A 21,492-nucleotide genomic window follows, 5' to 3' on the forward strand; every position below is an offset into this window, starting at 1 on the left:
CATCATGCCAACGCGCCCCCTGGTGATTCGGTACGAGGACGACCTGAAGCTCTTTCCCGGCCTGTGGCAGCGGGCGGGGCTGCTGCTGACGCTGGCCGTGGGGTTGAGCTACCCGTGGCTGGTGAGCACGCGGTGGCTCACCGTGGGCAACCTGGGGCTGGTGGCCATCGTGGGCGCCGCGTCACTGATGGTGCTCACGGGCTTCGCGGGACAGGTGAGCCTGGGGCACGCGGCGTTCCTGGCGCTGGGCGCGTACACGGCGGCGGTGCTCGGCACGAAGCTGGGCTGGCCGTTCTGGTTGGCGTTGCCGCTGGCGGGCGGTGTGTCCGCGCTGGTGGGCGTGGTGATTGGCGCGTTCGCGCTGCGGCTCAAGGGGTTGTACCTGGCCATCGTCACGCTGGGCCTGGTGTTCCTCACGCAGCATGTGTTGCTCGCGTATCCGGAGGTGACGAGCGGGCTGAGCGGGACGGCGGTGCCGATGTACTGGTGGTTCCGCGACGAGACGGGCACGGCGGCGTCGATGAGCACCGCGTGGAGCGTGGGCGGCGTGCGCTTCGGCTTCGAGCGGAAGCTGTACTTCCTCTTCGCGGGGCTCGCCGCGTTCACGGTGTGGCTGACGAAGAACCTCCAGCGCTCGGACAGTGGCAGGGCGATGATGGCGGTGCGGGACCAGGACCTGGCGGCGGAGGTGCTGGGGGTGGGGACGACGCAGGCGAAGCTGCAGGCGTTCGGCGTGTCGTCGTTCCTGGCGGGCGTCGCGGGGGCGATGTTCGCGTTCCAGCAGCAATACATCACGGTGGAGCCGCCGTTCGATTTGAACCTCTCCATCCAGTACATCGCGATGATTGTGCTGGGAGGGGTGGGCACGGTGTTCGGCGCCGTCAGCGGCGCGCTCGCGTTCACGTTCCTGAGCCCGTTGGCGGAGACGGTGGGCGGCACGATTCCCTTCGTGAATCAGCTCACGTCCGCGCAGCAGTCGACGGTGCTGCTGTCGCTGGTGGTGGTGCTGGTGCTGGTGCTCGAGCCCCTGGGGCTCTTCGGCGTGTGGCTGCGGGTCCGCCGGTACTTCCAGGCGTGGCCGTTCCGTTACTGACGCAAACCGTATCGACGACGTTCCTCGAGGGAGGGAATCACCATGAAGCGCATGCTGCTCAGTGTCCTGTTCGCAGTGCTGTTCTCGGCCACCGGGGCTCAGGCCCAGCAGGCGGACCTGCGAGACTACGAGGCGGGATTTTTCGTCCCGCACCGGGGCATCATCACCAACATGTACCTGCGTCACGTCTCCGCGTCCGGTGAGCGTGACTTCTCACAGCTCCAAGCGGCCTTCCGCGCCACGTACGTGCTGAAGTTCGGCGACCTGGTGGTGGTGCCGCTGGACTTGAGCCTGCCGGTGGTGGACGTGACGGTGTTCCAGGCGAACCCGGCGTCGCCCGCGGGTCCGAAGACGGCGCTGCGCGCCTCGGGCGTGGGCGATGTGACGTACATCCCGACGATTGGATATGGGTTGGTGCAGAACGCCGAGGACAACACGCACACGTGGTTCGCGCTCACGCCGTACGTCACGGTGCCGGTGGGCAGCTATGACAGCAACCGGCTGGTGAACATCGGGGCGAACCGGTGGGTGGTACGTCCGCAGCTGGTCGCGGGTCAGCGCTTCAAGAAGATCTTCACGGCGGAGCTGATGGGCAGCGTGGCGTTCCAGGGGGACAACGACGAGTTCCTGATTCCGAGCGCGGAGGGCGGCTCGAAGGTGGTGATGAGCCAGGCGCCGTCGTTCGGCGGCATCTTCCATCTGGGCATGGACCTGTCGTCCACGTTCTTCACGGGCGCGGGCTACATCGTCGAGGCGTCGGGCAAGCGCACCATCGACACGCCGGCGGGTGAGCTGGAGATCGCCAAGAGCACCACGGTGCAGTCGCTGCGGCTGACGATGGGCATCCGGCTGGAGAAGGCCTCCACGCTGATGCTCCAGTTCCAGCCGGACGTCGCCGCGTCCGAGGGCGTGACGAAGAGCCAGTTCATCGGCGCTCGGTTCACGCACGTGTTCTTCTAGGACGGGCGCGAGTCAGTACGGCACCAGTGGGCTCGATACCCTGCCCCTGGTGCCCATGCCACCGGACGTCATAGCGTCGGTCGTGAGCCCCTATGACGACCCAGCACCAGGAACTTCTCGACGAGCTCGGGCGACGTCTCGAAGCCAGGGGGTTCAGCTTCTCCAGGCGCGCCTTCTTCGCTCCCTCGGGCATCTTCGTCACCACACCGCCACGACGCTCGGCACCTGAGACCGAGACTCGCGACGGTGAGTACACACTCGCCGACGTCTGGCTCTTCGACAGGTCGGTCCACCTGCTTCCCTGTGGAGACGCCTGGGAAGCTCGCGTCACACCTCACGGAGGCCCTCACTGGGTGCGCCGCACGGCGACCCTCGATGAGCTGGAATCCGTCGCGGTCGAAGCATTGGGGACCTCCAGGGTCCCCCCAAGTCCGGAGTGGCGCGTCGCCGAGGACTGGCTCGACTGAGCGTGGCCTCAGACTCGACTTTCGCCCTTTTGGGGTGGGATGCCCAAGCAGGGGGCCGAGAGGAGAGAGGGCTGAGGGTTGGTAAAGAGCGGCCATCGAGACCAGCTGAGAGAGGTGTCCGGCAAGACACGCCTCTTCCAGCACCTTCGAGGTCTGCGATGGCCGCTTCCCATTTGTATGCACTGCTTCGAGTCCTGCAGCTGGTTCGGCCGGCGTTCACCGAGCCCTCGTTCCTCCGCTTCCTGGTGCTGTTCGCCGGCTGGGTGTGCAGTGGAGGCACGCACGCCGTTACCGAGGCGCTGGTGGCCGCAGGAGTGTCGGGCGTGCAGCACCATGCGGCCTTCCATCGCTTCTTCTCCCGGACGCGGTGGAGTACGGACGAGGTAGGCCGACTGCTCCTGTTGAAGCTGGCGGCATTGGGACCCGTGCGGTTGGTACTCGATGACACCCTTTGCAGTCACAAGGGGCCGAAGGTTTTCGGCCTGGGCAGTCACCTGGATGCGGTTCGCTCCACCCGGGCCATGCGCGTCTTCTGCTTCGGCCACGTCTGGGTGACGCTCGCGGTGCTGGTGCACGTGCCCTTTGCTGCGCGCCCCTGGGCACTGCCCGTTCTCTTCCGGCTCTACCGCACCCAAGCCGAGTGCCAGAGGAGGGACATCCGGCACCGGAAGAAAACGCAGTTGGGCCGAGAGTTGGTTGAGCGTGTCCTCAGCTGGCTGCCAACGGGCCCTTTGGAACTGGCCGCGGACGAAGCGTACTCATGCAGCACCCTGCTCAAGGGGTTGCCGCAGCGGCTCGTCTTCGTCGGAGCCATGCGTCCAGATGCAGTGCTGACGCGCCCGCGCGTGCACCGCTGCCGCTCGCGGAAAACGGGGCGCTGGCTGACGCGTGACGTGCCGGTGCCCAAGCCCGAGGCCCTTGCCAGAGATTCAGCGCTCCCCTGGATGCGGCTGACAGCCCAGCTCTACGGCCGCTCGCAGCAGGTGGACTACAAGGAGGTGGTGGCCCGGTGGAGGAGTGCTGCCGGCGAGCGGATGCTCAAGGTGGTCGTCGTGCGGATGACAAGTGGAAGCCGCCCCCTGCGAGTCTTCTTCTGCACCGCCCCCTCCCTGTCTGCCCTCGAAGTGGTGGAACGGTATGCCTTCAGGTGGAGCATCGAAGTGCTCTTCCGGGACTTGAAGCAACTGCTTGGCTTCGCCGACTCGCGGGCCCGCCGTCGCCTGGCCGTGCTTCGCACCGCTCCCTTCGCTGGCTTGAGCTACACCCTTCTCGTCCTCTGGTACCTGGAGCTCACCGCCAACTGGCAACAGCTGAGGGTGCCTCTGCGCCCCTGGTACACCACCAAGACCACGGTCAGCTTCGCGGATGTCCTCCGCCTGGCTCAATCCTCCCTGGCCCGGGCCCGCTGGCATTCGCCGCGTCGACTTCGCGCCAACTTACGTGCTGCCTCTCGCGCCCCGCCATCTCAGGAGAGCGCGGAGTAGACCGCCGCGCTCTCTCCCTCGCTCTAAAATGGCGAAAGTCGAGTCAGAACAAGACCACTCCCCGGGCATTCACTCCGTTCTTCATGTCCGTGAAGGCCTGGTCGAGCTGGTCCAGTTTGTAGGTCGTCGTCACCAACTCATCCAGCTTGAGCTTCTTCTGTTTGTAGAGGTCCAAGAGCCGGGGCATGTCGCGGTGCACATCCGCCGTGCCGAACCAGGAGCCGAGCAGCCGCTTCTCGAACAACGGCAGCACGAAGACGTTGAGGGAGATCTGCTCCTTCACGCTCCCCACGCCGACGACGACGCACGTGCCCGCCTTGCGCGTGCACTGGTAGGCCTGCTCGATGGTCTCCTTGCGGCCCACCGCTTCGTACGCATAGTCCGCGCCCCGCCCTCGCGTCAGCTCGCGGATGCCCACCACCGGGTCCACGCTCGTCGCGTCGATGACGTCCGTCGCGCCGAACACCTTCGCGAACTCCAGCTTCTTCGGGTGCACGTCCACCGCGATGATTCGCTCGGCGCCGGCAATCACCGCGCCCTGGATGATGTTCAATCCCACGCCGCCCGTGCCGAACACCGCCACCGTCGCCCCTGGCGGCATCTGCGCCGTGTTGAACACCGCCCCCACCCCCGTCGTCACCGCGCAGCCCACCAGCGCCGCCTTGTCGAGCGGCGCGGCCTCGGGGAGCTTCACCGCCGCTCGGGCCGGCACGACCGCGTACTCCGACAACGCCCCCAGCGCGGAGAACACGTTCAGCTCGCGCGAGTCCTTGCGCAGCCGCGTGCTCCCGTCCGGCATCCGGTTGCCCGCGTTGATGCGCTCGCCGAGCTCGCACAGGTTCGGCCGTTGGATGCGACAGAAGTAGCACTCGCCACACTGCGCCACCCACGAGAGGACGACCTTGTCCCCCTTCCGCAGATGGGTGACCTCCTCCCCTACTTCCTCGACGATGCCCGCGCCCTCGTGCCCCAGCACACAGGGCAGCTTCATCTTCACCGTGCCGTTCACCACCGACAGGTCCGTGTGACAGACACCACAGGCCACCATGCGGACGAGCACCTCGCGCGCCTTCGGCGGCTCGAAGCTCACGTCGGTGACGGTCAGCACGTCCTTCTCGAAACACACCGCGGCCTTCATGGGGACTCCTGACTCGGATGAGGGAGGGACTGCGTTAGAGCTGCATCGCCTTGAGTTCCTGGAACTCCTCCAGCCCGTAGCGGCCGAGCTCTCGGCCGTTGCCGGACTGTCGATACCCACCGAACGGAGCCAGCGGGTTGAAGCGTCCGCCGTTGATGTCCACCTGTCCGGTGCGCATCCGGCGCGCGACTCGCTTCGCGTGCTCCACGTCCTCCGACCAGACACCGCCGGCCAGGCCGTAGATGGTGCTGTTCGCGATGCGGACCGCGTCGTCCTCATCGTCGTACGGCAGGATGGCGAGCACGGGACCGAAGATCTCCTCCCGCGCGATGGTCATCTCCGGCGTCACGCCCGCGAAGACCGTGGGCTTCACGTAGTAGCCCTTCGGTAGACCCTCGGGTTGCTCGGGCCCACCGGCGATGAGCTTCGCGCCCTCGCGAATGCCCTGCTGGATGTACTCACGCACGCGCGCACGCTGGGCCTCGGAGATGACGGGACCAAGCTTCGCCTCTCCCTGGAACGGGTCGCCCACGGTGAAGCTCGCGGCCACCTCCGCGGCGAGGCGCGCCGCCTCATCGTGCAAGGCCCGAGGCACCAGCATGCGCGTGTGCGCCGTGCACGTCTGACCCGAGTTGAGGAAGCAGTTGCCCACCGTCCGCTTCACCGCGTTCTTGAGGTTCGCGTCCGCGAGGACGATGGACGCGGACTTGCCACCCAGCTCCAGCGACACGCGCTTCACCGTCGCCGCCGCCAGCTCCGACACCCGGCGTCCCGCTCGCGTCGAGCCCGTGAAGGACACCATGTCCACCTCGGGATGACGCACGAGCGCCTCGCCCACCACCGCTCCCGTTCCGGACACGAGGTTGAAGACCCCAGGTGGCAGCCCCGCCTCGTGGAGGATCTCCGCGAGCATGAACGCGTTGAGCGGCGCGACCTCGCTGGGCTTGAGGACCACGGTGCAGCCCGCCGCCAGTGCCGGCGCCACCTTCGCGACAATCTGATGCAGCGGATAGTTCCACGGTGTGATGCAGGCGACGACGCCCACCGGCTCGCGCACCACCAGCGAGTTGCCCACCTGCTCCTCGAAGGCGTGCTCCTGGAGGAGCTGCACGTAGGTCCCCGTCACGGTGATGGGCGTGCCCACCTGGATGGCCTTCGACAGCGCCAGGGGCATGCCCACCTCGCCCGTCATCGTCCTCGCGAGCGAATCCTGTCGCTCCGTCAGCCCCGCCTGGAGCCTCCGCAAGAACGCCGCCCGCTCCGGGACGGTCAGAGAGGCCCAGGCCTCGAAGGCACCACGCGCCGCGCGCACCGCGCGGTCCACGTCCTCCGCCGTGCCCTCGGGAACGCGTCCCATCACCTCTTCTGTGGATGCGCTGAGCACGTCGATGTGCCCACCGCCTCGCGACGCCACCCACTCACCCTGGATGTAGAGCTTGTCGTAGACCTGCATTCGGTTCTCCCAACGTCAGAAGAGGAAGCCGCTCACACGCGCTCGAGGACGGCGGCGATGCCCTGCCCCACCCCGATGCACATGCTGACGAGCGCGTAGCGCCCACCGGAGACCTGGAGCTGTCGCGCCGCCGTGAGGGCCAGTCTCGCACCCGAGGCTCCCAGTGGATGTCCCACGGCGATGGCTCCACCGTTCGGGTTCACCCGGCTGTCGTCCTCGCCCAGCTCCAGCAGCTTGAGGCAGCCGAGCACCTGCACAGCGAAGGCCTCGTTGATTTCGATGATGTCCATGTCCGACAGCGCCAACTGCGCCCGCTCCAGCGCCTTGCGCGCGGCCGGCACGGGCCCCAGTCCCATGGTGCGTGGCGGGACTCCCGCGATGGCGGCCGAGACGATGCGCGCCAGCGGCTTGCACCCCACGGACTCGCCGACACAAATCGAGCCGACGAGCAGCGCCGCCGCGCCGTCATTGATGCCCGAGGCGTTGCCCGCCGTGACGACCCCCTCCGCGGCCAGCGGCTTGAGTGTGGATAACTTGTCGAGCGTCGTGTCCGGGCGGGGATGCTCGTCGACCGTCACCGTGGTGACCGCCCCCTTGCGTCCCGGCAGCTCCACGGGGACCAACTCTCCCGCGAAGAACCCCCGAGCCTGCGCCGTCGCGAACTTCTGCTGCGAAGCCAGCGCGAACCGGTCCGAGGCCGCGCGGCCGATGCCCAGGTCGCGCGCGATGTTGTCTGCCGTCTCCGGCATCGTGTCACCACCGAAGCGAGCCACCACGCGGGGGTTCGGGAACCTGGCACCCATCGTCGTGTCGAACACCTGCGTGTCGCGGCTGAACGCCGACTCGGCCTTGGGCATCACGAAGGGCGCGCGGCTCATGCTCTCCACGCCCCCGGCGACGAAGAGCTCTCCCTGCCCCGTCATGACCGCGCGCGCCGCGTCCAGCACCGCCGCGAGCCCGCTGCCGCACAACCGGTTCACCGTCACACCGCCCACCTCGATGGGGAGCCCCGCGAGCAGCGCGGCGTGGCGCGCCACGTTGCGGCTGTCCTCCCCCGCCTGGTTGGTGCACCCGATGACGACATCCTCGATGTCCCCCAGCTCGAACGGGCCGCGCGTGAGCAGCGCGCGGATGACTCCGGAGAGCAGGTCATCGGGGCGAACAGGCGCCAGCGCTCCCGCGTGACGACCGAACGGCGTGCGCAACCCATCGTAGATATAGGCGCTCATGCGAATCACCTCTCCGGCGTGAGGAGGGAGACACCGAGCCGGGCTCGGCGGGACAACCATGGGCTCGCGCGATAGCGCGGGTCTCCGGAGGCGGCGTGGATGGCGTCCAGCACCTTCAACACGCGTCGCGGACCGAGCGCGTCACCCCAGGCCAGCGGTCCGAGCGGATAACCCAGCCCGAGCGTCACCGCGGCATCGATGTCCTCCGGGCTCGCGATGCGCTGCTGCGCGATGTCGCACGCGATGTTCACCACGGTGGCGAGCACCCGCTGCGCGACGAAGCCCGTGCTGTCGTGGATGCGCGCCACCAGCGTTCCATCCGCCCCGAGCAGCGCGAGCGCCGAGTCCAGGAACGCGGGCCGCGTCACCGGCGTCGTCATCACCGTGCGCCGACGCTCCGGACCGAACAACAGGTCCACCGCCACCGTGCGCTCGGGGTCCAGCTCCAGCGCCAGTGCCGTGGTCGTGGCGTCCCGCCCCAGCGGCGCGAGCAGGCACAGCGACTCCGGCGCGGGATGCTCTCCATCATCTGGGAACCAACCCGCCGCGCGCACCACGGCCAGCAGCGCCTCGCGCCAGCCGGGCTCATCGGCGGCCACCCACACCGGCCGCTGCTCTCCCTTGGGAAGCACGGGCTCCGGCACGGCGTGAGGCCGTCCCCCTTCGTGGGAGTAGAAGCCCTGCCCGCTCTTGCGCCCGAGCAGTCCCGCCGTGAGCCGCTGACGCAGCACGTACGACGGACGGAAGCGCGGCTCCTGGTAGAACTGCTCGTACACGGACTCCATCACCGGGTGCGAGACATCCAGCCCCGTGAGGTCCAGCAGCTCGAACGGCCCCATCCGGAAGCCCGCCGCGTCCCGCAGCACGCGGTCAATCACCTCGAAGGAGGCCACGCCCTCCTGGAGGATGCGCAGCGCCTCCGTGCCGAAGCCGCGCCCCGCGTGGTTCACGATGAAGCCCGGGGTGTCCGCCGCGCGCACCGGCCGGTGGCCCAGCCGCCTCGCGAGCAGCACGAGCGTTTCCCCCACCCAGGGCTCCGTGCGCGCCCCCTCGATGACCTCCACCACCTTCATCAACGGCACCGGGTTGAAGAAGTGGAAGCCACCGACGCGGCCCGGGCGCTCGCACGCCGAGGCGATGGCCGTCACCGAGAGCGACGAGGTGTTCGTGGCCAGCAGGCACTCCGGCCCGACGATGCCCTCCAGGCGGGTGAACAGCGCCTGCTTCACACCGAGGTCCTCGACGATGGCCTCCACCACCACGTCACAGCCCGCGAGCGACGCTTCGTAGGGAACAGGCTCGAGCCGAGCCGTCGCCGCGCGCGCCTCCTCGGGCGACAGGCGACCCTTCGTCACCAGCATCTCGAGCGTAGACGCGACAGACGCGCGGGCCTCCTCCGCGGCCTGGGGACGCGCATCGAACAAGCGGACGGTGATTCCCGCCTGCGCGGCGAGCTGGGCGATGCCTCGACCCATGACGCCCGTTCCGACCAGTCCCAACGTGAGCGAGGGTGCTTGGACGTCGACCATGTCAGCGTCCCTCGAAGGCGGGCTTGCGCTTGTCCAGGAAGGCCCGCATGCCCTCCTTCTGGTCGCGCGTGGCGAAGAGGAGCTGGAAGGCCTTGCGCTCCAGGAGCAGCGCCTCCGCGAGGGACGCGTCCTGTCCCGCGAGGACCACCTCCTTGATTTGTCGCACGGCCAGGGGCGGCATGTTCGCCACCTTCCGCGCGAGCGTGAGCGCCCGCTCCAACACCTCCGCGTCGGGGACCACCTCGGTGACCAGGCCCATGGCCTCCGCCTCCCGCGCCGTCATCGGCTCGCCGGTGAGCAGCAGCTTCATCGCCTTGAACTTCCCCACCGCGCGCGTCAGCCGTTGCGTGCCTCCCGCCCCCGGCATGATGCCCACCCGAATCTCCGGCTGACCGAAGCTGGCGCTCTCTCCCGCGACAATCATGTCCGCGTGCATCGCCAGCTCACAGCCACCTCCGAGCGCGAAGCCATTCACCGCGGCGATGACCGGCGCGGGGCACTCCGCCAGGGACTGCCAGAGCCACTGGGTGTCCCGCAGCAGCAGGTCCACCGGCGTCGCGTCCACCAGGGCCCGCAGGTCCGCACCCGCCGCGAAGAACTCCGGTCCGCCCGTCAGCACGATGCAACGCACCGCCGCGTCCGCCCCCAGCTCCCGGAAGCCCGCGGCCAATTCCTGGCGCAGCTCCAATCCCAATGCATTGCGGACCTCGGGACGGTGCAGTCGCACCAAGGCGATGCCTTCCTCGGGCCTCTCGACGAGCACGTGGGACATGGTTGGATATTCCTTGTTTCGCTATGCGAAACTGAATTTCGCAGACCTTGACCCATTTGTACTGTCTGTTTATCGTGATGGCAATCCCGCTCTTGTCAGGACTGTCATGAGACGCTTCGCAGCCCCCTCATCTCCGCCCAGTGACGCCGGTGCCCCGTTCGTGGAGTCGCTGGAGCAGGTGAGCGAAGAGGAAGTGAAGGACCGTCAATTCGTGACGGCGCTCGCGCGTGGGTTGGAGATTCTGAGGGCCTTCACCCCGCAGCGCCCCATGCTCGGCAACCAGGAACTCGCGGCGAGCACGGGGCTGCCCAAGCCCACCATCTCGCGGCTGACGCATACGCTGACGCGGCTGGGCTACCTCACGTACTCGGAGCGGCTGGGCAAGTATCAGCTCGGCACGCGGGTGCTCGCGCTCGGCTTCGCGGCGCTCTCCAACATGGGCGTGCGCGACGTGGCCCGACCGCTGATGCAGGACCTGGCGGACTACGCGAACGTCCCGGTGTCGCTGGGCAGTCGGGACCGGCTCAACGTGGTGTACGTGGAGCACTGTCGCTCCACCGCCGCGGTGACGCTGCGGCTGGATATCGGCTCTCGACTGCCGCTGGCCACCACGGCGATGGGACGGGCGCTGCTCGCCGCGCTCCCCGAGGGCGAGCGTCGCTACCTGATGGGACACATGGCCAAGCGCGAGCCGGAGAAGTGGCCGCGCATCCAGGCGAGCATCGAGCAGGCACTGGAGGAGTACCGCACGCACGGCTTCACGCTCTCTGTCGGAGACTGGGACCGGGATGTCAACGCGGTGGGCGTGCCGTTCGTCGCGCCGGATGGCAGCGGGCTGTTGGCCTTCAACTGTGGCGGGCCGTCGTTCCTGCTGCCTCGTCAGCGGCTGCTGTTGGACATCGGTCCCCGGCTGGTGAACCTGGTGCGCAACGTCGAGGCGGCACTGCAGCACCGCTGACAAGGACCACCATGCTCACCGCCCGCGAGGACGAGACCCTGGAGCAGCTGCTCTCCATGCTGGAGCGCTTCGTGAAGGAGCGCCTGATTCCCAACGAGCACCGCGTGGCGGACGAGGATGCCATCCCCCGGGACATCATCGAGGAGATGCGCGCCCTTGGCCTGTTCGGCCTGTCCACACCCGTGGAGTTCGGCGGCGTCGGGCTGAACATGAGCCAGGAGGTGCAGGTGGCCTTCGTGCTTGGACAGACGTCGCCCGCCTTCCGCTCGCTCATCGGCACCAACAACGGCATCGGCTCGCAGGGAATCATCCTGGATGGCACGGAGGAACAGCGGCGCAAGTACCTTCCTCGACTGGCCTCGGGAGAGATTGTCGGTGCGTTCGCGCTGACGGAGCCCAACGCGGGTTCGGATGCTTCCTCGTTGAGGACCACGGCCCGGCGCGAGGGCGACGTGTACGTGCTCAACGGCACCAAGCGCTTCATCACCAATGCGCCCGAGGCGGGGCTGTTCACGGTGATGGCGCGCACCAACCCGGACGAGAAGGGGGCCGCGGGCATCTCCGCGTTCCTCGTCGAGGCGGGCACCCCGGGGCTCATCATCGGTCCGTCGGACCGGAAGATGGGACAGAAGGGGACGCACACCGCGGACGTGCTCTTCGAGGACTGTCGTGTCCCCGCGACGCAGCTGTTGGGCGGCGTGGAGGGACAGGGCTTCAAGACAGCGATGAAGGTGCTGGACCGGGGCCGGCTCCACATCGCGGCGGTGTGCGTGGGTGTGGCCGAGCGGCTCATCCGGGAGAGCCTGCGCTACGCCATGGAGCGCGAGCAGTTCGGCAAGCCCATCGCGGAGTTCCAGCTCATCCAGGCCATGCTGGCGGACAGCCGCATGGAGGCCTACGCGGCGCGCTGCATGGTGCTGGACGCGGCCCGGCGCAGGGACGCGGGCCAGAACATCAGCACCGAGGCGTCCTGCTGCAAGCTGTTCGCGAGCGAGATGGTGGGGCGCGTCGCAGACCGCGCGGTGCAGATTTTCGGAGGGGCGGGGTACATCGCGGACTACGGCATCGAGCGCTTCTACCGCGACGTGCGCCTGTTCCGCCTGTATGAGGGCACCAGCCAGATTCAGCAGCTGGTCATCGCGCGAAATATGATGCGCGAGGCGACCTGAGCCGTCCGTTCGAGGCCTGGCCCCCTGGGAGTCTGCATGTCCGTGGCCATCGCAGTCCTCGTCGGCATCGTCGTTCTCGTGCTCGCCCTGCGGCAGTGGCTGCTCGTCCGCGAGTGCACGCCCTGCCCGAGCGAGGCCTTCGACGGGCACATCCACCGGGTGGGCAAGGCGGTCATCGCGGAGCGGCGCTGTGAGAACCCGCGTGCCACGGTGCTGTGCATGCACGGCTTCGTGGCGGACATGCGCTACTTCACGCGCCACTACGAGGACCCGGGGCTCCAGCTCATCCTGGTGACGAGCTGCGACTACCACCTGCCGATTACAGGTCCTCGCGAGGTGCCAGCGCCCTGGGCGAAGGTGCCGAGCGCTCCGGAGGGCACGATTGCCCACGACGCCGCCGTGCTGGTGCAGGCGCTGGAGCATCTGCCGAGGACGGACCAGGTGCGCGTCCATGGGCATTCGCGCGGAGGCGCGGTGGTGCTGGAGGCGGCGAAGCTGCGGCCGGACCTGTTCGAGAAGGTGGAGGTGGTGCTGGAGGCGCCCGTGCTTCCGCGTGCTCGTGCGTACACGCGCCTGACGCGGGCGCAGCTGTGGCTGCTGCCATTCTTCATTCCGCTGTGGCGCCTGGCGCCCATCTCCCGGCACAACCGGGGGGCGTGGGGGCCGCTGGAGGATGCGCGCAAGCGCGAGCTCATCATGGCGTTCCCGTTCAACCCGAAGCGGGTGTCCACCATGCTGACCAACCTGGTGGACCTGGCGCGCTGGTTCGAGGAGCGCGATGAGTCGCTGTTCCGCAACGTGCGGCGCGGCACCGTGCTCGTCCCGGGGAAGGACCGGGTGCTGGAGTCCAGGTCGATGCTGGAGAGCGCGCAGAAGGGCCGTCCGGAGCTCGAGGTGGTGACGCTCGACGGGTGCAGCCACTTCGTGCTGTGGGACCGGCCCGACGCGCTGCCCGCGATGGAACGGCTGCCGGAGCGACCGTCCGCGACTGCGTGAGGCTTCGGGAGTGCACGCCCCGGGAGTCGAACCCGGCCAAGTCGGTATGTCGAACCGATGCCGTCGCCCGCTGGCTCGGCGTGCATGAAACAGCTGAAACAGTGGTCCTGGCAGGAATCGAACCTGCGGCCTCTCGGTTCGCACCCGAGCGCTCTGAATCCGCTGAGCTACAGGACCTGAAGATGTCGCGAAGAGTGCCCCGTACGGGAGTCGAACCCGTCTTCCCGCATAGAGAGTGCGGTGTCCTGCGCCGATAGACGAACGGGGCGGCAGGTACTGCGAGAGAGGGAACCCGGAAACGAGAAGAGGCCGGGTCCCCTCTGGGAGCCCGGCCTCTGAAACCGCCCGGCCACGTCATCGAGACGTGGCCAGGAAGCTCAACGGCCGGGTGGAGCGCTACGGAAGGAAGCGATTCCCTCCCACAGCTCGTCCTCGGAGACGGTGTCCTGCTCGGTGTTCGCGAACAGCACGGCGATGCCGCGGACAGTGTCGTTCTTGCGCTTGAGATTCATCGGGCTCATCGGATTCACCATCGGCAGATTCACCGCTCCTTTCGCCAACGACAGACGCGCTCGACTTCTCGCCCTGACAAAGACATGTGTCTTCAATGCGAGCACACCGTGCACAGCGGCCCGCGAGCCCTCTGGCGCCATCCCCCTCGCCCGGCTCGAAGCCCGCGCGGAATGAGCCGCCCGGTACTATCCTCTCCCCAGGAGGAGACCGAGGGATGCTCGAGGATGGATACACGGAGCTGGCGCCGCCGGCCTTCATGGCCGACCGGGTGGACGCGCTCTGGCGCTACGTCACGCCCTCCACCGCCACGCCAGGCCTCCACCGCATCCTCCCCGACGGCTGCACGGACCTCATCGTGCGCTTCTCGGACATGCGCACCCTGGGACGTGGCGACGAACCCCGCGTGACGGTGGTCGGCCCCATGGAGTCCTTCGCGCTCGTGAAGGAGGCCCCCGGCTCGGTGAGCCTCGGAATCCGGCTCAAGCCCGGCTGGGCGCTCGCGCTGCTCGGCGTGAGCCCTCGCGAGCTGTGCAACCTCAACGTCCCCGTGAAGGACTGCGCGCCAGCCCTCGTCTCACTCCAGCAACGGCTGTCCGCCTGCCGCTCCCTCGAGCACGCCCAGGCCCTGCTCCAACAAGAGCTCCTGCGCCGCAATGCCTCGCCGCGACACCTGCCGAAGGCCCGGACCGCCCACGCGCTCCAGTGTCTCCAGTCCTCCTCGGGACAGGTGCGCATGTCCGCGCTGGCGCGCGAGCTGGGCATCAGCGAGCGGACCCTGCACCGCGACATCCTCGAGGAAGCAGGCACGGCGCCCAAGCTGCTCGCCCGGGTGCTGCGCTTCCAGCGAGCACTGGGGCAGCTTCGCGCGGGGAACTCCGCGCTGAGCACCGTGGCGCTCGACTGCGGCTACTCGGACCAGGCCCACTTCACCCGGGAGGTCCGAGAGCTGGCGGGAGTGTCTCCCACCGGCCTGCTGGAATGAGCCGCGTCCGATTTCTTCAAGACACCCCAGCGGGCCCATGAGAGACCGCCTCCATCGGCGTCCTCACTCCCACCTCGGAGCCCTCTCATGAAGCTCGGCTATGTCATCCTCTACGTCCCGGACGTCCCCGCCACCCTCGCGTTCTACGAGAAGGCCTTCGGCCTGAAGCGGCGCTTCCTCCACGATAGCAACACGTACGGAGAGCTGGACACGGGCACCACCGCGCTGGCCTTCGCGTCAGAGGAGATGGCCGGACAGAACGGGCTCACCGTGCGCTTCCACCGGCCGAAGGAGACTCCCGCCGCGGTGGAGGTGGCGCTCGTCACGCCCGATGTCGCGGGCGCCTACGAGCACTCGGTGAAGGCAGGCGCAAGCCCCGTCCAACCACCCAAGCAGAAGCCCTGGGGACAGTCGGTGGCCTACGTGCAGGACCTCAACGGCGTGCTGGTGGAGCTCTGCTCCCCCATCTCCGCCTGAGGTGAATGGAACCGCCGGGAATCGAACCCGGACCGCTCGGATGCCGTCCGAGCATTCTCCCGTTGAACCACGGTCCCTGAAGGGGTGCTTCCAGCGCTCCGACAGGGAATCGAACCCTGTTCACACGGTAGACGGCCGTGCTGCGATCCAATCGCATCCCGGAGCATGAAACACTTCACATCTGGATGACAGGATTTGAACCTGCGACCTCACGGATCCGAACCGTGCGCTCTGGCCAGACTGAGCTACATCCAGGAAACCACCACTGCCTGCAACGAGTCGGGACGACTGGATTCGAACCAGCGACCTCGCGCACCCCAAGCGCGCGCTCTTGTCCAAGCTGAGCTACGTCCCGTGAAGCACCATGCCGCGGGCGGGAGTCGAACCCGCAACCTCTGCGTTCTGAGCGCAGCACCTCTACCAATTGGGCTACCGCGGCGTTTGAAACAGACGACAACGACTGTGATGGAATGGAGCCGCCGGGGATTGAACCCGGGACCTCTCGGATGCGAACCGAGCGCTCTCCCGCTGAGCTACGACCCCAATGTGTTTCGTGAAGCAGCCTGCGGGAGTCGAACCCGCGCGGTCCTGAGTGGCTCTCAGGTGCCTTTCCCCTCGGCCAAGGCTGCGTTGCGTCCCTGCGGTGTGCTCGTGAAGCAGCCTGCGGGAGTCGAACCCGCGTGGTCCTGAGTGGCGCTCAGGTGCCTCGCCTCTCGGCCAAGGCTGCGTGTGCTGGGGGGCGGGAGGCCCGGAACATGAGAAGGGCCGGGTTCCCTCGAGGGGAGCCCGGCCCTGGTACCTTCGGCCACGTCCTCGAGGGGACGGGCCTGGGGTCTCAGGTTCCGGGCGGTCGACCGCCGGCGGCATCGCCCAGCAGGGCGGGAAGAGGAGCGGGACGTAGCGCGGCGGGCGCGAGCGCATCGATGCCGCTGACAGTGTCGTTCAGGATCTCGGGGTTCATCGGGCTCGTCAGGTTCGCCGTCGTCATGGTCACCGCTCCTTTCAGCGAAAAGAGACGCGCGGATATTTCATCCCTGACATGCGAGTGATTCCCATCCCGTCACGCGCCAGAGCCCCGGGCATCCACGAGGTGACACCCACCCCGGAAGCAGGGCTGACCGCGTCCCCCGTTCGCGCTATGAGGTTCGTGGAAGCCCGCGTCGCAGCGCTCCCTGGCCGGGGGAGGCTCGGACGTCGGGTGAGATGGCCGCTGGATGAAGACCTCCCTCCCCCTCACCCTGGCCGCGGTGCTCGCCAGCGTCGGTTGCTCGGCGGACGACCAGGCGCCCCTGTGCACCGTGAGCCCCGCGACGGGGCTGTTCACCCGCGACCCGGTGGTGGTCCCCCTGGGCACCGCCGCCTCGCTGAGGATGGACGTCGCCACCCTGATGCTGGCCTGCGACAACGGCAGTCCCGCCCAGGCCCCCGACACCGCCACCGCCGAGGTGCTGGACCCGGAGAACCACCGGGTCCCCGCGGAAGTCTCCCTGAGCGACATGGGCGGCGAGGCCACGGTGAGCTTCACTCCCACCTCCGTGGGACGACACCACGTCCTGCTCTCCTTCGCGCCCGTGGGCGGCGTGCGCCAGCTCGGCGTCCATGTGGCCGGCGCGTGGCGTGGAAGCCCCACGCCCGTCACCCTGCCGCTGCCCAGGTGCGGTCAGCTGGACCGCACCACGCGAGGCCTGTGGCTGTGTGATGGCGTGGCCGTGCGCGGCGCCGCGGACCGCCCTTTGCGCCTGGGCACCGCCACCACCCCCGCCGACGTCTCCGTCTCCGGCAACGTCGTCTGGGTGGTGGGAGACGGGCGCGTGCGCCGCTACGTGGACACCGGCGCCGAGTTGGAGCTCACCGACTCGCTGCTCACGGACGCGCTGGGCACCCGGCCCCTCCAGGCGCGACTGGCCTCGGAGAACGAGCTGGTGGTGCTCGACAGCGAACGGCTCCACCGCTTCGTGCTCACCGACGCCGGGGTGCTCACCGCGCCACCGTCCACGCCCTGGTGGGGGACGGCGACTCCAGGGCGCTTCGGGAGGGACCAGTCGACGGGGCTGCTCGTGCGCGCGTCGGCGCGGCGCGTCCTCGTCCTGTCGATGCTCCGTGGCGCACAGGACAGCCAGGCCTGCCCCTTCGAGCCCTCCGTCGAGGGCAGCCTCCTGCCGGTGACGGACGAGCCCTGCGCGCCGCTGCGAGGCCGCCCCGTGGGCCTGGAGGACGGCGCCCTGTGGACCCTGCTCGGCTCCGCCCAGCCCCTGTTCCCCGAGCGGACGCTCTACCGATGGACACTCGAGGGAGGCCGACTGGAGCAGGACGGCGCGCTCGGCCTGGAGCTGTCGCTGGGGGTCACCGAGGCGTTCCTCCACCTGGGCCCCACCGTGCCCACCCTCTACTCCACCACCGGTGAAGCCCGGCCGTCCCAACCCCGGCGCCTGAGCGGACGACCCGTGCTCGGACTGGAGCTGTTGCCCACCCACTTCCCCCTCTCCGAGGGCTCTCGTGACACCTCCCCTCGCTTCCACTGGAGTGGCGATTCGCGTCCCCTCGGAGGCTTCACCACCGTCTACGAGCAGGCCCGGCCCTGAGAGGCCTCGCCCGAGGCCCTCCCTTGGAGCCCACACGGGCGAGCTTTCCGCTCGGGGCCGGTGACGTCCGTGGAAAAAGCGCGCGGGGATGGTTGCCTGCCTCTCGCCGCGCTCGCCGTGCGGGTGTAGAGAGGCCGGCGCGTCGCGACTGGCCGCGCGCGTACACCAGCCGAGGCGAGCCCCATGATGGACAGCCCTCAGAGCGCTTCCCTCTCCGTGGAGGAGCTCCATGAGGTGTGGCCGGTGCTCTCCATCGACGAGCGCCTGGAGGGCTTCCGGCTCCTGCCGACGTCGGTGGCGGACGACTTCTTCCTCGACCTGTCCGCGCGCGAACAGGCGGAGCTCATCACCCACCTGCCCGCCAGCGAGCGGCGCACCTGGGTGCGTCTGTTGCCGCCGGACGACCTGGCGGACCTGGTGCAGGCGGTGGCGGTGGAGCCGGGGCAGGCGGACGCCATCCTCGCGCAGCTGGACGACGCCAGCCGTCGAGAGGTCAACGTCCTGCTCGCCTACGCGGAGGACGACGCCGGTGGTCTGATGAACCCGCGCTTCGCGCGCGTGCGGCCGGAGATGACCATCGACGAGGCCATCGGCTACCTGCGCAAGCAGGCGCGCGAAAAGGTGGAGACCGTCTACTACGCGTACGCGCTGGACGCCGAGCAGCGCCTGCAGGGCGTGCTGTCGCTGCGCCAGCTCTTCCAGGCCGCCAGCGACAAGAAGGTCGCGGACGTCATGCAGCACGACGTCGTCACGGTGTCGGAGAACACGGACCAGGAAGTGGTGAGCCAGCTGTTCACCGAGCATGGCTTCATGGCGCTGCCCGTGCTCGACGAGCAGAACCGGATGAAGGGCATCGTCACGGTGGACGACATCGTCGACGTCGTCCAGGAAGAGGCCACCGAGGACATCCAGAAGGTCGGCGGCATGGAGGCTCTCGAGGCCCCCTACTTCGAGGTCGGCTTCTTCGGGATGCTCAAGAAGCGCATCGGCTGGCTGCTGGTGCTCTTCCTCGGGCAGATGCTCACCGCCACCGCCATGAGCAGCTTCGAGGGTGCGATTGAGCGCGCGGTGGTGCTCAGCCTCTTCGTGCCGCTCATCATCTCCTCCGGCGGCAACTCCGGCAGCCAGGCCTCCACGCTCATCATCCGCGCGCTCGCCCTGGGCGAGATGCGGCTGAAGGACTGGTGGCGCGTGGCGCGGCGCGAGGTGCTGTCCGGCCTGGTGCTGGGCTTCGTGCTGGGCGCGGTGGGCCTGGCGCGCATCGTCGTGTGGCAGGAGGTGTCCGGCGCGTATGGCGAGCACGCGTTCCTGCTGGGCTGCGCGGTGGCGCTGTCCGTGCTGGGCGTGGTGACGTTCGGAACGCTCGCGGGCTCCATGCTGCCCCTGGTGCTGCGCCGCTTCGGCTTCGACCCCGCGAGCGCCTCGGCGCCCTTCGTCGCCACACTGGTGGACGTCAGCGGCGTCGTCATCTACTTCACCGTCGCCAGCCTCCTGCTGCGCGGTACGCTGCTCTGAACGCGCCTGCCGCGACGGGAGCCCGGCCATGATTCGCACCACCCCACGGCGCACCCTCACCCTGGAGGCCCCCGAGTCCCCGGGCCTCCCCGCGCATGTCAGCGCCGCCAGCGGCCTGGTGCGCGTCGGAGACTGGCTGCACGTCGTCGCGGATGACTCGCTGCACCTGGCGACGTTCCCCGCGCGCGGGGATGCACCGGGGCGGCTGTCGCGACTGTTCGAAGGTGAGCTGCCCGAGGAGCCCGCCGCACGCAAGGCGGCCAAGCCGGACCTGGAGGCGCTCTGTCTGCTGGGTCCCCTGGCGGGTGCGCCTCATGGGGCCCTGCTGGCGCTGCCCTCGGGCTCCACCTTGGCGCGCATGCGCGGGGCGCTGGTGACGCTGGGCGCGGATGGCTCGCTCACGGGCGAGGTCCGGACGGTGGACTGCGCGACGATGTACCAGCAGCTCTCGCGGGAGCTGGGCTCGCTCAACATCGAGGGCGCGGCGGTGGTGGGTGGACGGCTGCGGCTGCTCCAGCGGGGCAACGGCGACGCGGGCGTGGATGCGCTGGTGGACCTGGACCGGGAGCGCGCGATGCGCGCCATCGAGGTGGGCGCGCTGGGGCCGGAGGTGGTGCGCACCACGCTGCGCTGGGAGCTGGGCCGCACGGGCGGCGTGCGGCTGTCCTTCACGGACGCCTCGCCCCTGCCCGATGGACGGATGATCTTCACCGCGACGGCGGAGGCCTCGCCGGATACCTATTCGGACGGCGCGGTGGCGGGCTCCGCGGTGGGCCTGCTGGCGCCGGATGGGACGCCGCTGTTCCTGGACGTCGTCGACGCGAAGGTGAAGCTGGAGGGCGTGGACGCGCGCGTGGAGGGTGGACGCGTGCACCTGCTGCTGGTGGCGGACGCGGATGACCCGTCCGTGGCGGCGCCCCTCTTGGAAGCGGTGCTGGACGTCCCGGCGTAGCGGCGCCGGTCAGTCGTGCTCGTGCGCGGCTTCTTCGGGCCTGCCGCCCACGGCCTCGAGCGAGGAACGCGCGGGACGGGCGCGGTCGAACGCCACCTCGCGCTGGCCCACACCCTCGGCGGTGGTGTTGGCGATGCGCTTGCGGGCGCGCGCAATGTAGTCCTGCACCAGCGTGGGGTCGGGATGCGTCTTCAGCGTCTCCACCCACGTCTCGATGGCCTTCTCGTGCTCGCCGGCGTCCGAGCGCAGCTTGCCCATCTCGAAGAGCGCGTGCGGGGACAGCTCCGAGTCCGGGAAGCGCGTGCGCAGGTCCGCGAAGGCGCGCGAGGCCTCCTGCCGACGGCCCTCCATCATCGCGATGGCCTGGGCCTGGAGGAACAGCGTGTCGTCCACGAAGACGCTGGTGGCGAAGCGCTCGACGAGGCGGCGCGTCTCCAGCTCGCACTGCTGATAGTCACCCAGCTCGAAGTAGAGCTTGGCCACCTGGTAGTGCAGCTCCGCGCCCTGCGGCGGGTTGCGCTGCAGCGCCGCGGTGAGCTGGTCGATGGCGCCGCGCAGGTCGCGGTAGTGCACGCGCAGCAGCTCCGCCAGGATGATGCGGGCCTCGAGCGCCTCGGGGGACTCGGGGCACTGCTGGATGAGCTCGCGGTAGACGCCCACGGCCTCCTTCACCTTGCGCTGCTCCAGCCAGTAGACGTCCGCGGCGCCCTTGAGCGAGCGGGCGCGCAGCACGAGCGCCTCCGGCGTGCTGTCGTGGCGCAACATGTCGAAGGCCTTGCGGTACTCGACGAGGGCCTCGTCCGGTCGCTTCTCGAAGGTGGCGTCGCGAGCGCGCTGCAGGTGGTCCACCGGCTTGTCGCGACACCCGGCACCCGCCAGGGCCAGCACCACGAGCGACAGTCGCAGCGTCCGCACTAGCACTTCTCCGGGATGATGGTGACGCAGCGCGACTCCACGCAGCTCACGCACTCGGCGATGGGCGAGACGTCGGTGACGCACACATCGACACGGGAGGTCCGCGGACAGTCCTCGGAGGTGACACACCGATAGACGCTCCCGTCGTCACGGGTGACGTCCTGGGACGTCGAGCCACAGACCTCCAGGTCGTTGCATCCCAACAACCCCGCTCCAAGGGCGGCGAGGACCGTGTGCGCGGTGCGTGTCACGGCGGCGGTTCTACCTGGATTCGACCACGTCGTCACGGACCGGTGTGCCCGCTCGCC

21 protein-coding genes and 9 tRNA genes are annotated in these 21,492 nt (G+C 69.0%); 12 read left to right on the forward strand and 18 right to left on the reverse strand.

Annotated features, from left to right (window positions below; genetic code table 11):
• Positions 1–4 precede the first annotated feature (4 nt).
• The 4 genes from VZQ01_RS17260 (at position 5) to VZQ01_RS17275 (ending at position 4,004) form a co-directional block, all read left to right on the forward strand.
• Positions 5–1,093: a branched-chain amino acid ABC transporter permease gene (locus VZQ01_RS17260; protein ID WP_426748391.1), complete on the forward strand. Its 1,089-nt coding sequence runs from the start codon at positions 5–7 to the stop codon at positions 1,091–1,093.
• A gap of 171 nt (positions 1,094–1,264) precedes the next feature.
• Positions 1,265–2,053, forward strand: a complete 789-nt coding sequence (locus VZQ01_RS17265; protein ID WP_426748393.1) for a transporter — start codon at positions 1,265–1,267, stop codon at positions 2,051–2,053.
• Between the two features lie 92 nt (positions 2,054–2,145).
• On the forward strand, positions 2,146–2,520 hold the full coding sequence (locus tag VZQ01_RS17270) for a hypothetical protein (protein WP_426748394.1): 375 nt from the start codon (positions 2,146–2,148) through the stop codon (positions 2,518–2,520).
• Between the two features lie 158 nt (positions 2,521–2,678).
• Positions 2,679–4,004, forward strand: coding sequence for an IS701 family transposase (locus VZQ01_RS17275; RefSeq protein ID WP_426748395.1), 1,326 nt, complete (start codon positions 2,679–2,681; stop codon positions 4,002–4,004).
• A gap of 43 nt (positions 4,005–4,047) precedes the next feature.
• On the opposite strand, the gene VZQ01_RS17280 is transcribed toward VZQ01_RS17275, so the two are convergent.
• Genes VZQ01_RS17280 through VZQ01_RS17300 form a run of 5 tightly spaced genes read right to left on the reverse strand, consistent with a single transcriptional unit; the run spans position 4,048 to position 10,125 of the window.
• Positions 4,048–5,142: a Zn-dependent alcohol dehydrogenase gene (locus tag VZQ01_RS17280; RefSeq protein WP_426748396.1), complete on the reverse strand. Its 1,095-nt coding sequence runs from the start codon at positions 5,140–5,142 to the stop codon at positions 4,048–4,050.
• A gap of 34 nt (positions 5,143–5,176) precedes the next feature.
• On the reverse strand, positions 5,177–6,595 hold the full coding sequence (locus VZQ01_RS17285) for an aldehyde dehydrogenase family protein (RefSeq protein ID WP_426748397.1): 1,419 nt from the start codon (positions 6,593–6,595) through the stop codon (positions 5,177–5,179).
• A gap of 32 nt (positions 6,596–6,627) precedes the next feature.
• Entirely contained in the window at positions 6,628–7,824 is a 1,197-nt protein-coding gene (locus VZQ01_RS17290) for a 3-oxoadipyl-CoA thiolase (RefSeq protein ID WP_426748398.1), read from the reverse strand.
• 5 nt (positions 7,825–7,829) lie between these two features.
• On the reverse strand, positions 7,830–9,353 hold the full coding sequence (locus VZQ01_RS17295; RefSeq protein ID WP_426748399.1) for a 3-hydroxyacyl-CoA dehydrogenase: 1,524 nt from the start codon (positions 9,351–9,353) through the stop codon (positions 7,830–7,832).
• A gap of 1 nt (position 9,354) precedes the next feature.
• Complete coding sequence (locus tag VZQ01_RS17300) at positions 9,355–10,125, reverse strand: enoyl-CoA hydratase (RefSeq protein WP_426748401.1); 771 nt, start codon at positions 10,123–10,125, stop codon at positions 9,355–9,357.
• A gap of 106 nt (positions 10,126–10,231) precedes the next feature.
• Between VZQ01_RS17300 and VZQ01_RS17305 the strand changes: the two genes are divergently transcribed.
• The 3 genes from VZQ01_RS17305 to VZQ01_RS17315 are packed head-to-tail and all read left to right on the forward strand — an operon-like array spanning position 10,232 to position 13,248.
• Positions 10,232–11,083, forward strand: coding sequence for an IclR family transcriptional regulator (locus tag VZQ01_RS17305; RefSeq protein WP_082164923.1), 852 nt, complete (start codon positions 10,232–10,234; stop codon positions 11,081–11,083).
• 11 nt (positions 11,084–11,094) lie between these two features.
• Positions 11,095–12,252, forward strand: coding sequence for an acyl-CoA dehydrogenase family protein (locus tag VZQ01_RS17310; RefSeq protein WP_223749717.1), 1,158 nt, complete (start codon positions 11,095–11,097; stop codon positions 12,250–12,252).
• A gap of 36 nt (positions 12,253–12,288) precedes the next feature.
• A complete protein-coding gene (locus tag VZQ01_RS17315; RefSeq protein WP_223782234.1) occupies positions 12,289–13,248 on the forward strand; it encodes an alpha/beta fold hydrolase in 960 nt (319 codons plus the stop codon).
• A 102-nt stretch (positions 13,249–13,350) separates the two neighbouring features.
• Here VZQ01_RS17315 and VZQ01_RS17320 read toward each other — a convergent pair.
• The 3 genes from VZQ01_RS17320 to VZQ01_RS17330 all read right to left on the reverse strand — a co-directional run bounded on the left by VZQ01_RS17320 (position 13,351) and on the right by VZQ01_RS17330 (position 13,793).
• A tRNA-Arg gene (locus tag VZQ01_RS17320) sits at positions 13,351–13,425 on the reverse strand.
• Between the two features lie 18 nt (positions 13,426–13,443).
• A tRNA-Glu gene (locus VZQ01_RS17325) sits at positions 13,444–13,516 on the reverse strand.
• Positions 13,517–13,625: 109 nt separating this feature from the next.
• On the reverse strand, positions 13,626–13,793 hold the full coding sequence (locus VZQ01_RS17330) for a hypothetical protein (protein WP_408888359.1): 168 nt from the start codon (positions 13,791–13,793) through the stop codon (positions 13,626–13,628).
• A 182-nt stretch (positions 13,794–13,975) separates the two neighbouring features.
• Between VZQ01_RS17330 and VZQ01_RS17335 the strand changes: the two genes are divergently transcribed.
• Positions 13,976–14,743 carry a helix-turn-helix domain-containing protein gene (locus VZQ01_RS17335; RefSeq protein ID WP_426748402.1) on the forward strand — a complete coding sequence of 256 codons (768 nt, stop codon included), beginning with the start codon at positions 13,976–13,978 and terminating at the stop codon, positions 14,741–14,743.
• A gap of 87 nt (positions 14,744–14,830) precedes the next feature.
• Complete coding sequence (locus VZQ01_RS17340) at positions 14,831–15,220, forward strand: VOC family protein (RefSeq protein WP_426748403.1); 390 nt, start codon at positions 14,831–14,833, stop codon at positions 15,218–15,220.
• Positions 15,221–15,226: 6 nt separating this feature from the next.
• Here the strand turns inward: VZQ01_RS17340 and VZQ01_RS17345 are convergent.
• The 8 genes from VZQ01_RS17345 to VZQ01_RS17380 form a co-directional block, all read right to left on the reverse strand.
• Positions 15,227–15,297: transfer RNA gene (locus VZQ01_RS17345), tRNA-Ala, on the reverse strand.
• A gap of 103 nt (positions 15,298–15,400) precedes the next feature.
• Positions 15,401–15,475: transfer RNA gene (locus VZQ01_RS17350), tRNA-Pro, on the reverse strand.
• Between the two features lie 24 nt (positions 15,476–15,499).
• Positions 15,500–15,575 (reverse strand) — tRNA-Pro (locus VZQ01_RS17355).
• 10 nt (positions 15,576–15,585) lie between these two features.
• A tRNA-Leu gene (locus tag VZQ01_RS17360) sits at positions 15,586–15,659 on the reverse strand.
• A 32-nt stretch (positions 15,660–15,691) separates the two neighbouring features.
• A tRNA-Ala gene (locus VZQ01_RS17365) sits at positions 15,692–15,763 on the reverse strand.
• Positions 15,764–15,777: 14 nt separating this feature from the next.
• Positions 15,778–15,849, reverse strand: a tRNA-Gly gene (locus tag VZQ01_RS17370).
• Positions 15,850–15,875: 26 nt separating this feature from the next.
• Positions 15,876–15,947: transfer RNA gene (locus tag VZQ01_RS17375), tRNA-Gly, on the reverse strand.
• Positions 15,948–16,055: 108 nt separating this feature from the next.
• Complete coding sequence (locus tag VZQ01_RS17380; RefSeq protein WP_170300441.1) at positions 16,056–16,208, reverse strand: hypothetical protein; 153 nt, start codon at positions 16,206–16,208, stop codon at positions 16,056–16,058.
• A 226-nt stretch (positions 16,209–16,434) separates the two neighbouring features.
• Here VZQ01_RS17380 and VZQ01_RS17385 point away from each other — a divergent pair, with 226 nt between their 5' ends.
• The 3 genes from VZQ01_RS17385 (at position 16,435) to VZQ01_RS17395 (ending at position 20,269) form a co-directional block, all read left to right on the forward strand.
• The gene (locus VZQ01_RS17385) at positions 16,435–17,802 is read left to right on the forward strand and encodes a hypothetical protein (RefSeq protein ID WP_426748404.1); all 1,368 of its coding nucleotides are present in this window, start codon (positions 16,435–16,437) and stop codon (positions 17,800–17,802) included.
• Positions 17,803–17,985: 183 nt separating this feature from the next.
• The gene (gene mgtE, locus VZQ01_RS17390; protein WP_223751412.1) at positions 17,986–19,317 is read left to right on the forward strand and encodes a magnesium transporter; all 1,332 of its coding nucleotides are present in this window, start codon (positions 17,986–17,988) and stop codon (positions 19,315–19,317) included.
• Positions 19,318–19,345: 28 nt separating this feature from the next.
• Positions 19,346–20,269 (forward strand): DUF6929 family protein, encoded by a 924-nt coding sequence (locus tag VZQ01_RS17395; RefSeq protein ID WP_223751413.1) that lies wholly within the window; start codon positions 19,346–19,348, stop codon positions 20,267–20,269.
• A gap of 9 nt (positions 20,270–20,278) precedes the next feature.
• Here the strand turns inward: VZQ01_RS17395 and VZQ01_RS17400 are convergent, their stop codons facing one another.
• Positions 20,279–21,184, reverse strand: coding sequence for a tetratricopeptide repeat protein (locus tag VZQ01_RS17400; protein WP_223751414.1), 906 nt, complete (start codon positions 21,182–21,184; stop codon positions 20,279–20,281).
• The gene (locus tag VZQ01_RS17405; protein ID WP_141331850.1) at positions 21,184–21,435 is read right to left on the reverse strand and encodes a hypothetical protein; all 252 of its coding nucleotides are present in this window, start codon (positions 21,433–21,435) and stop codon (positions 21,184–21,186) included. Before VZQ01_RS17405 ends, VZQ01_RS17400 begins: the two co-directional genes overlap by 1 nt.
• Positions 21,436–21,492: the final 57 nt, after the last annotated feature.

The sequence above is a fragment of the Myxococcus faecalis genome (assembly GCF_050039385.1).
In the GTDB taxonomy this organism is placed as follows: domain Bacteria; phylum Myxococcota; class Myxococcia; order Myxococcales; family Myxococcaceae; genus Myxococcus; species Myxococcus fulvus.

Coding starts and splice junctions, on each gene's coding strand:
- VZQ01_RS17260 (WP_426748391.1), top strand. CDS start 5: ATGCCAACGCGCCCCCTGGTGATTCGGTACGAGGACGACCTGAAGCTC.
- VZQ01_RS17265 (WP_426748393.1), top strand. CDS start 1,265: ATGTACCTGCGTCACGTCTCCGCGTCCGGTGAGCGTGACTTCTCACAG.
- VZQ01_RS17270 (WP_426748394.1), top strand. CDS start 2,146: ATGACGACCCAGCACCAGGAACTTCTCGACGAGCTCGGGCGACGTCTC.
- VZQ01_RS17275 (WP_426748395.1), top strand. CDS start 2,679: ATGGCCGCTTCCCATTTGTATGCACTGCTTCGAGTCCTGCAGCTGGTT.
- VZQ01_RS17280 (WP_426748396.1), bottom strand. CDS start 5,142: ATGAAGGCCGCGGTGTGTTTCGAGAAGGACGTGCTGACCGTCACCGAC.
- VZQ01_RS17285 (WP_426748397.1), bottom strand. CDS start 6,595: ATGCAGGTCTACGACAAGCTCTACATCCAGGGTGAGTGGGTGGCGTCG.
- VZQ01_RS17290 (WP_426748398.1), bottom strand. CDS start 7,824: ATGAGCGCCTATATCTACGATGGGTTGCGCACGCCGTTCGGTCGTCAC.
- VZQ01_RS17295 (WP_426748399.1), bottom strand. CDS start 9,353: ATGGTCGACGTCCAAGCACCCTCGCTCACGTTGGGACTGGTCGGAACG.
- VZQ01_RS17300 (WP_426748401.1), bottom strand. CDS start 10,125: ATGTCCCACGTGCTCGTCGAGAGGCCCGAGGAAGGCATCGCCTTGGTG.
- VZQ01_RS17305 (WP_082164923.1), top strand. CDS start 10,232: ATGAGACGCTTCGCAGCCCCCTCATCTCCGCCCAGTGACGCCGGTGCC.
- VZQ01_RS17310 (WP_223749717.1), top strand. CDS start 11,095: ATGCTCACCGCCCGCGAGGACGAGACCCTGGAGCAGCTGCTCTCCATG.
- VZQ01_RS17315 (WP_223782234.1), top strand. CDS start 12,289: ATGTCCGTGGCCATCGCAGTCCTCGTCGGCATCGTCGTTCTCGTGCTC.
- VZQ01_RS17335 (WP_426748402.1), top strand. CDS start 13,976: ATGCTCGAGGATGGATACACGGAGCTGGCGCCGCCGGCCTTCATGGCC.
- VZQ01_RS17340 (WP_426748403.1), top strand. CDS start 14,831: ATGAAGCTCGGCTATGTCATCCTCTACGTCCCGGACGTCCCCGCCACC.
- VZQ01_RS17380 (WP_170300441.1), bottom strand. CDS start 16,208: ATGACGACGGCGAACCTGACGAGCCCGATGAACCCCGAGATCCTGAAC.
- VZQ01_RS17385 (WP_426748404.1), top strand. CDS start 16,435: ATGAAGACCTCCCTCCCCCTCACCCTGGCCGCGGTGCTCGCCAGCGTC.
- mgtE (WP_223751412.1), top strand. CDS start 17,986: ATGATGGACAGCCCTCAGAGCGCTTCCCTCTCCGTGGAGGAGCTCCAT.
- VZQ01_RS17395 (WP_223751413.1), top strand. CDS start 19,346: ATGATTCGCACCACCCCACGGCGCACCCTCACCCTGGAGGCCCCCGAG.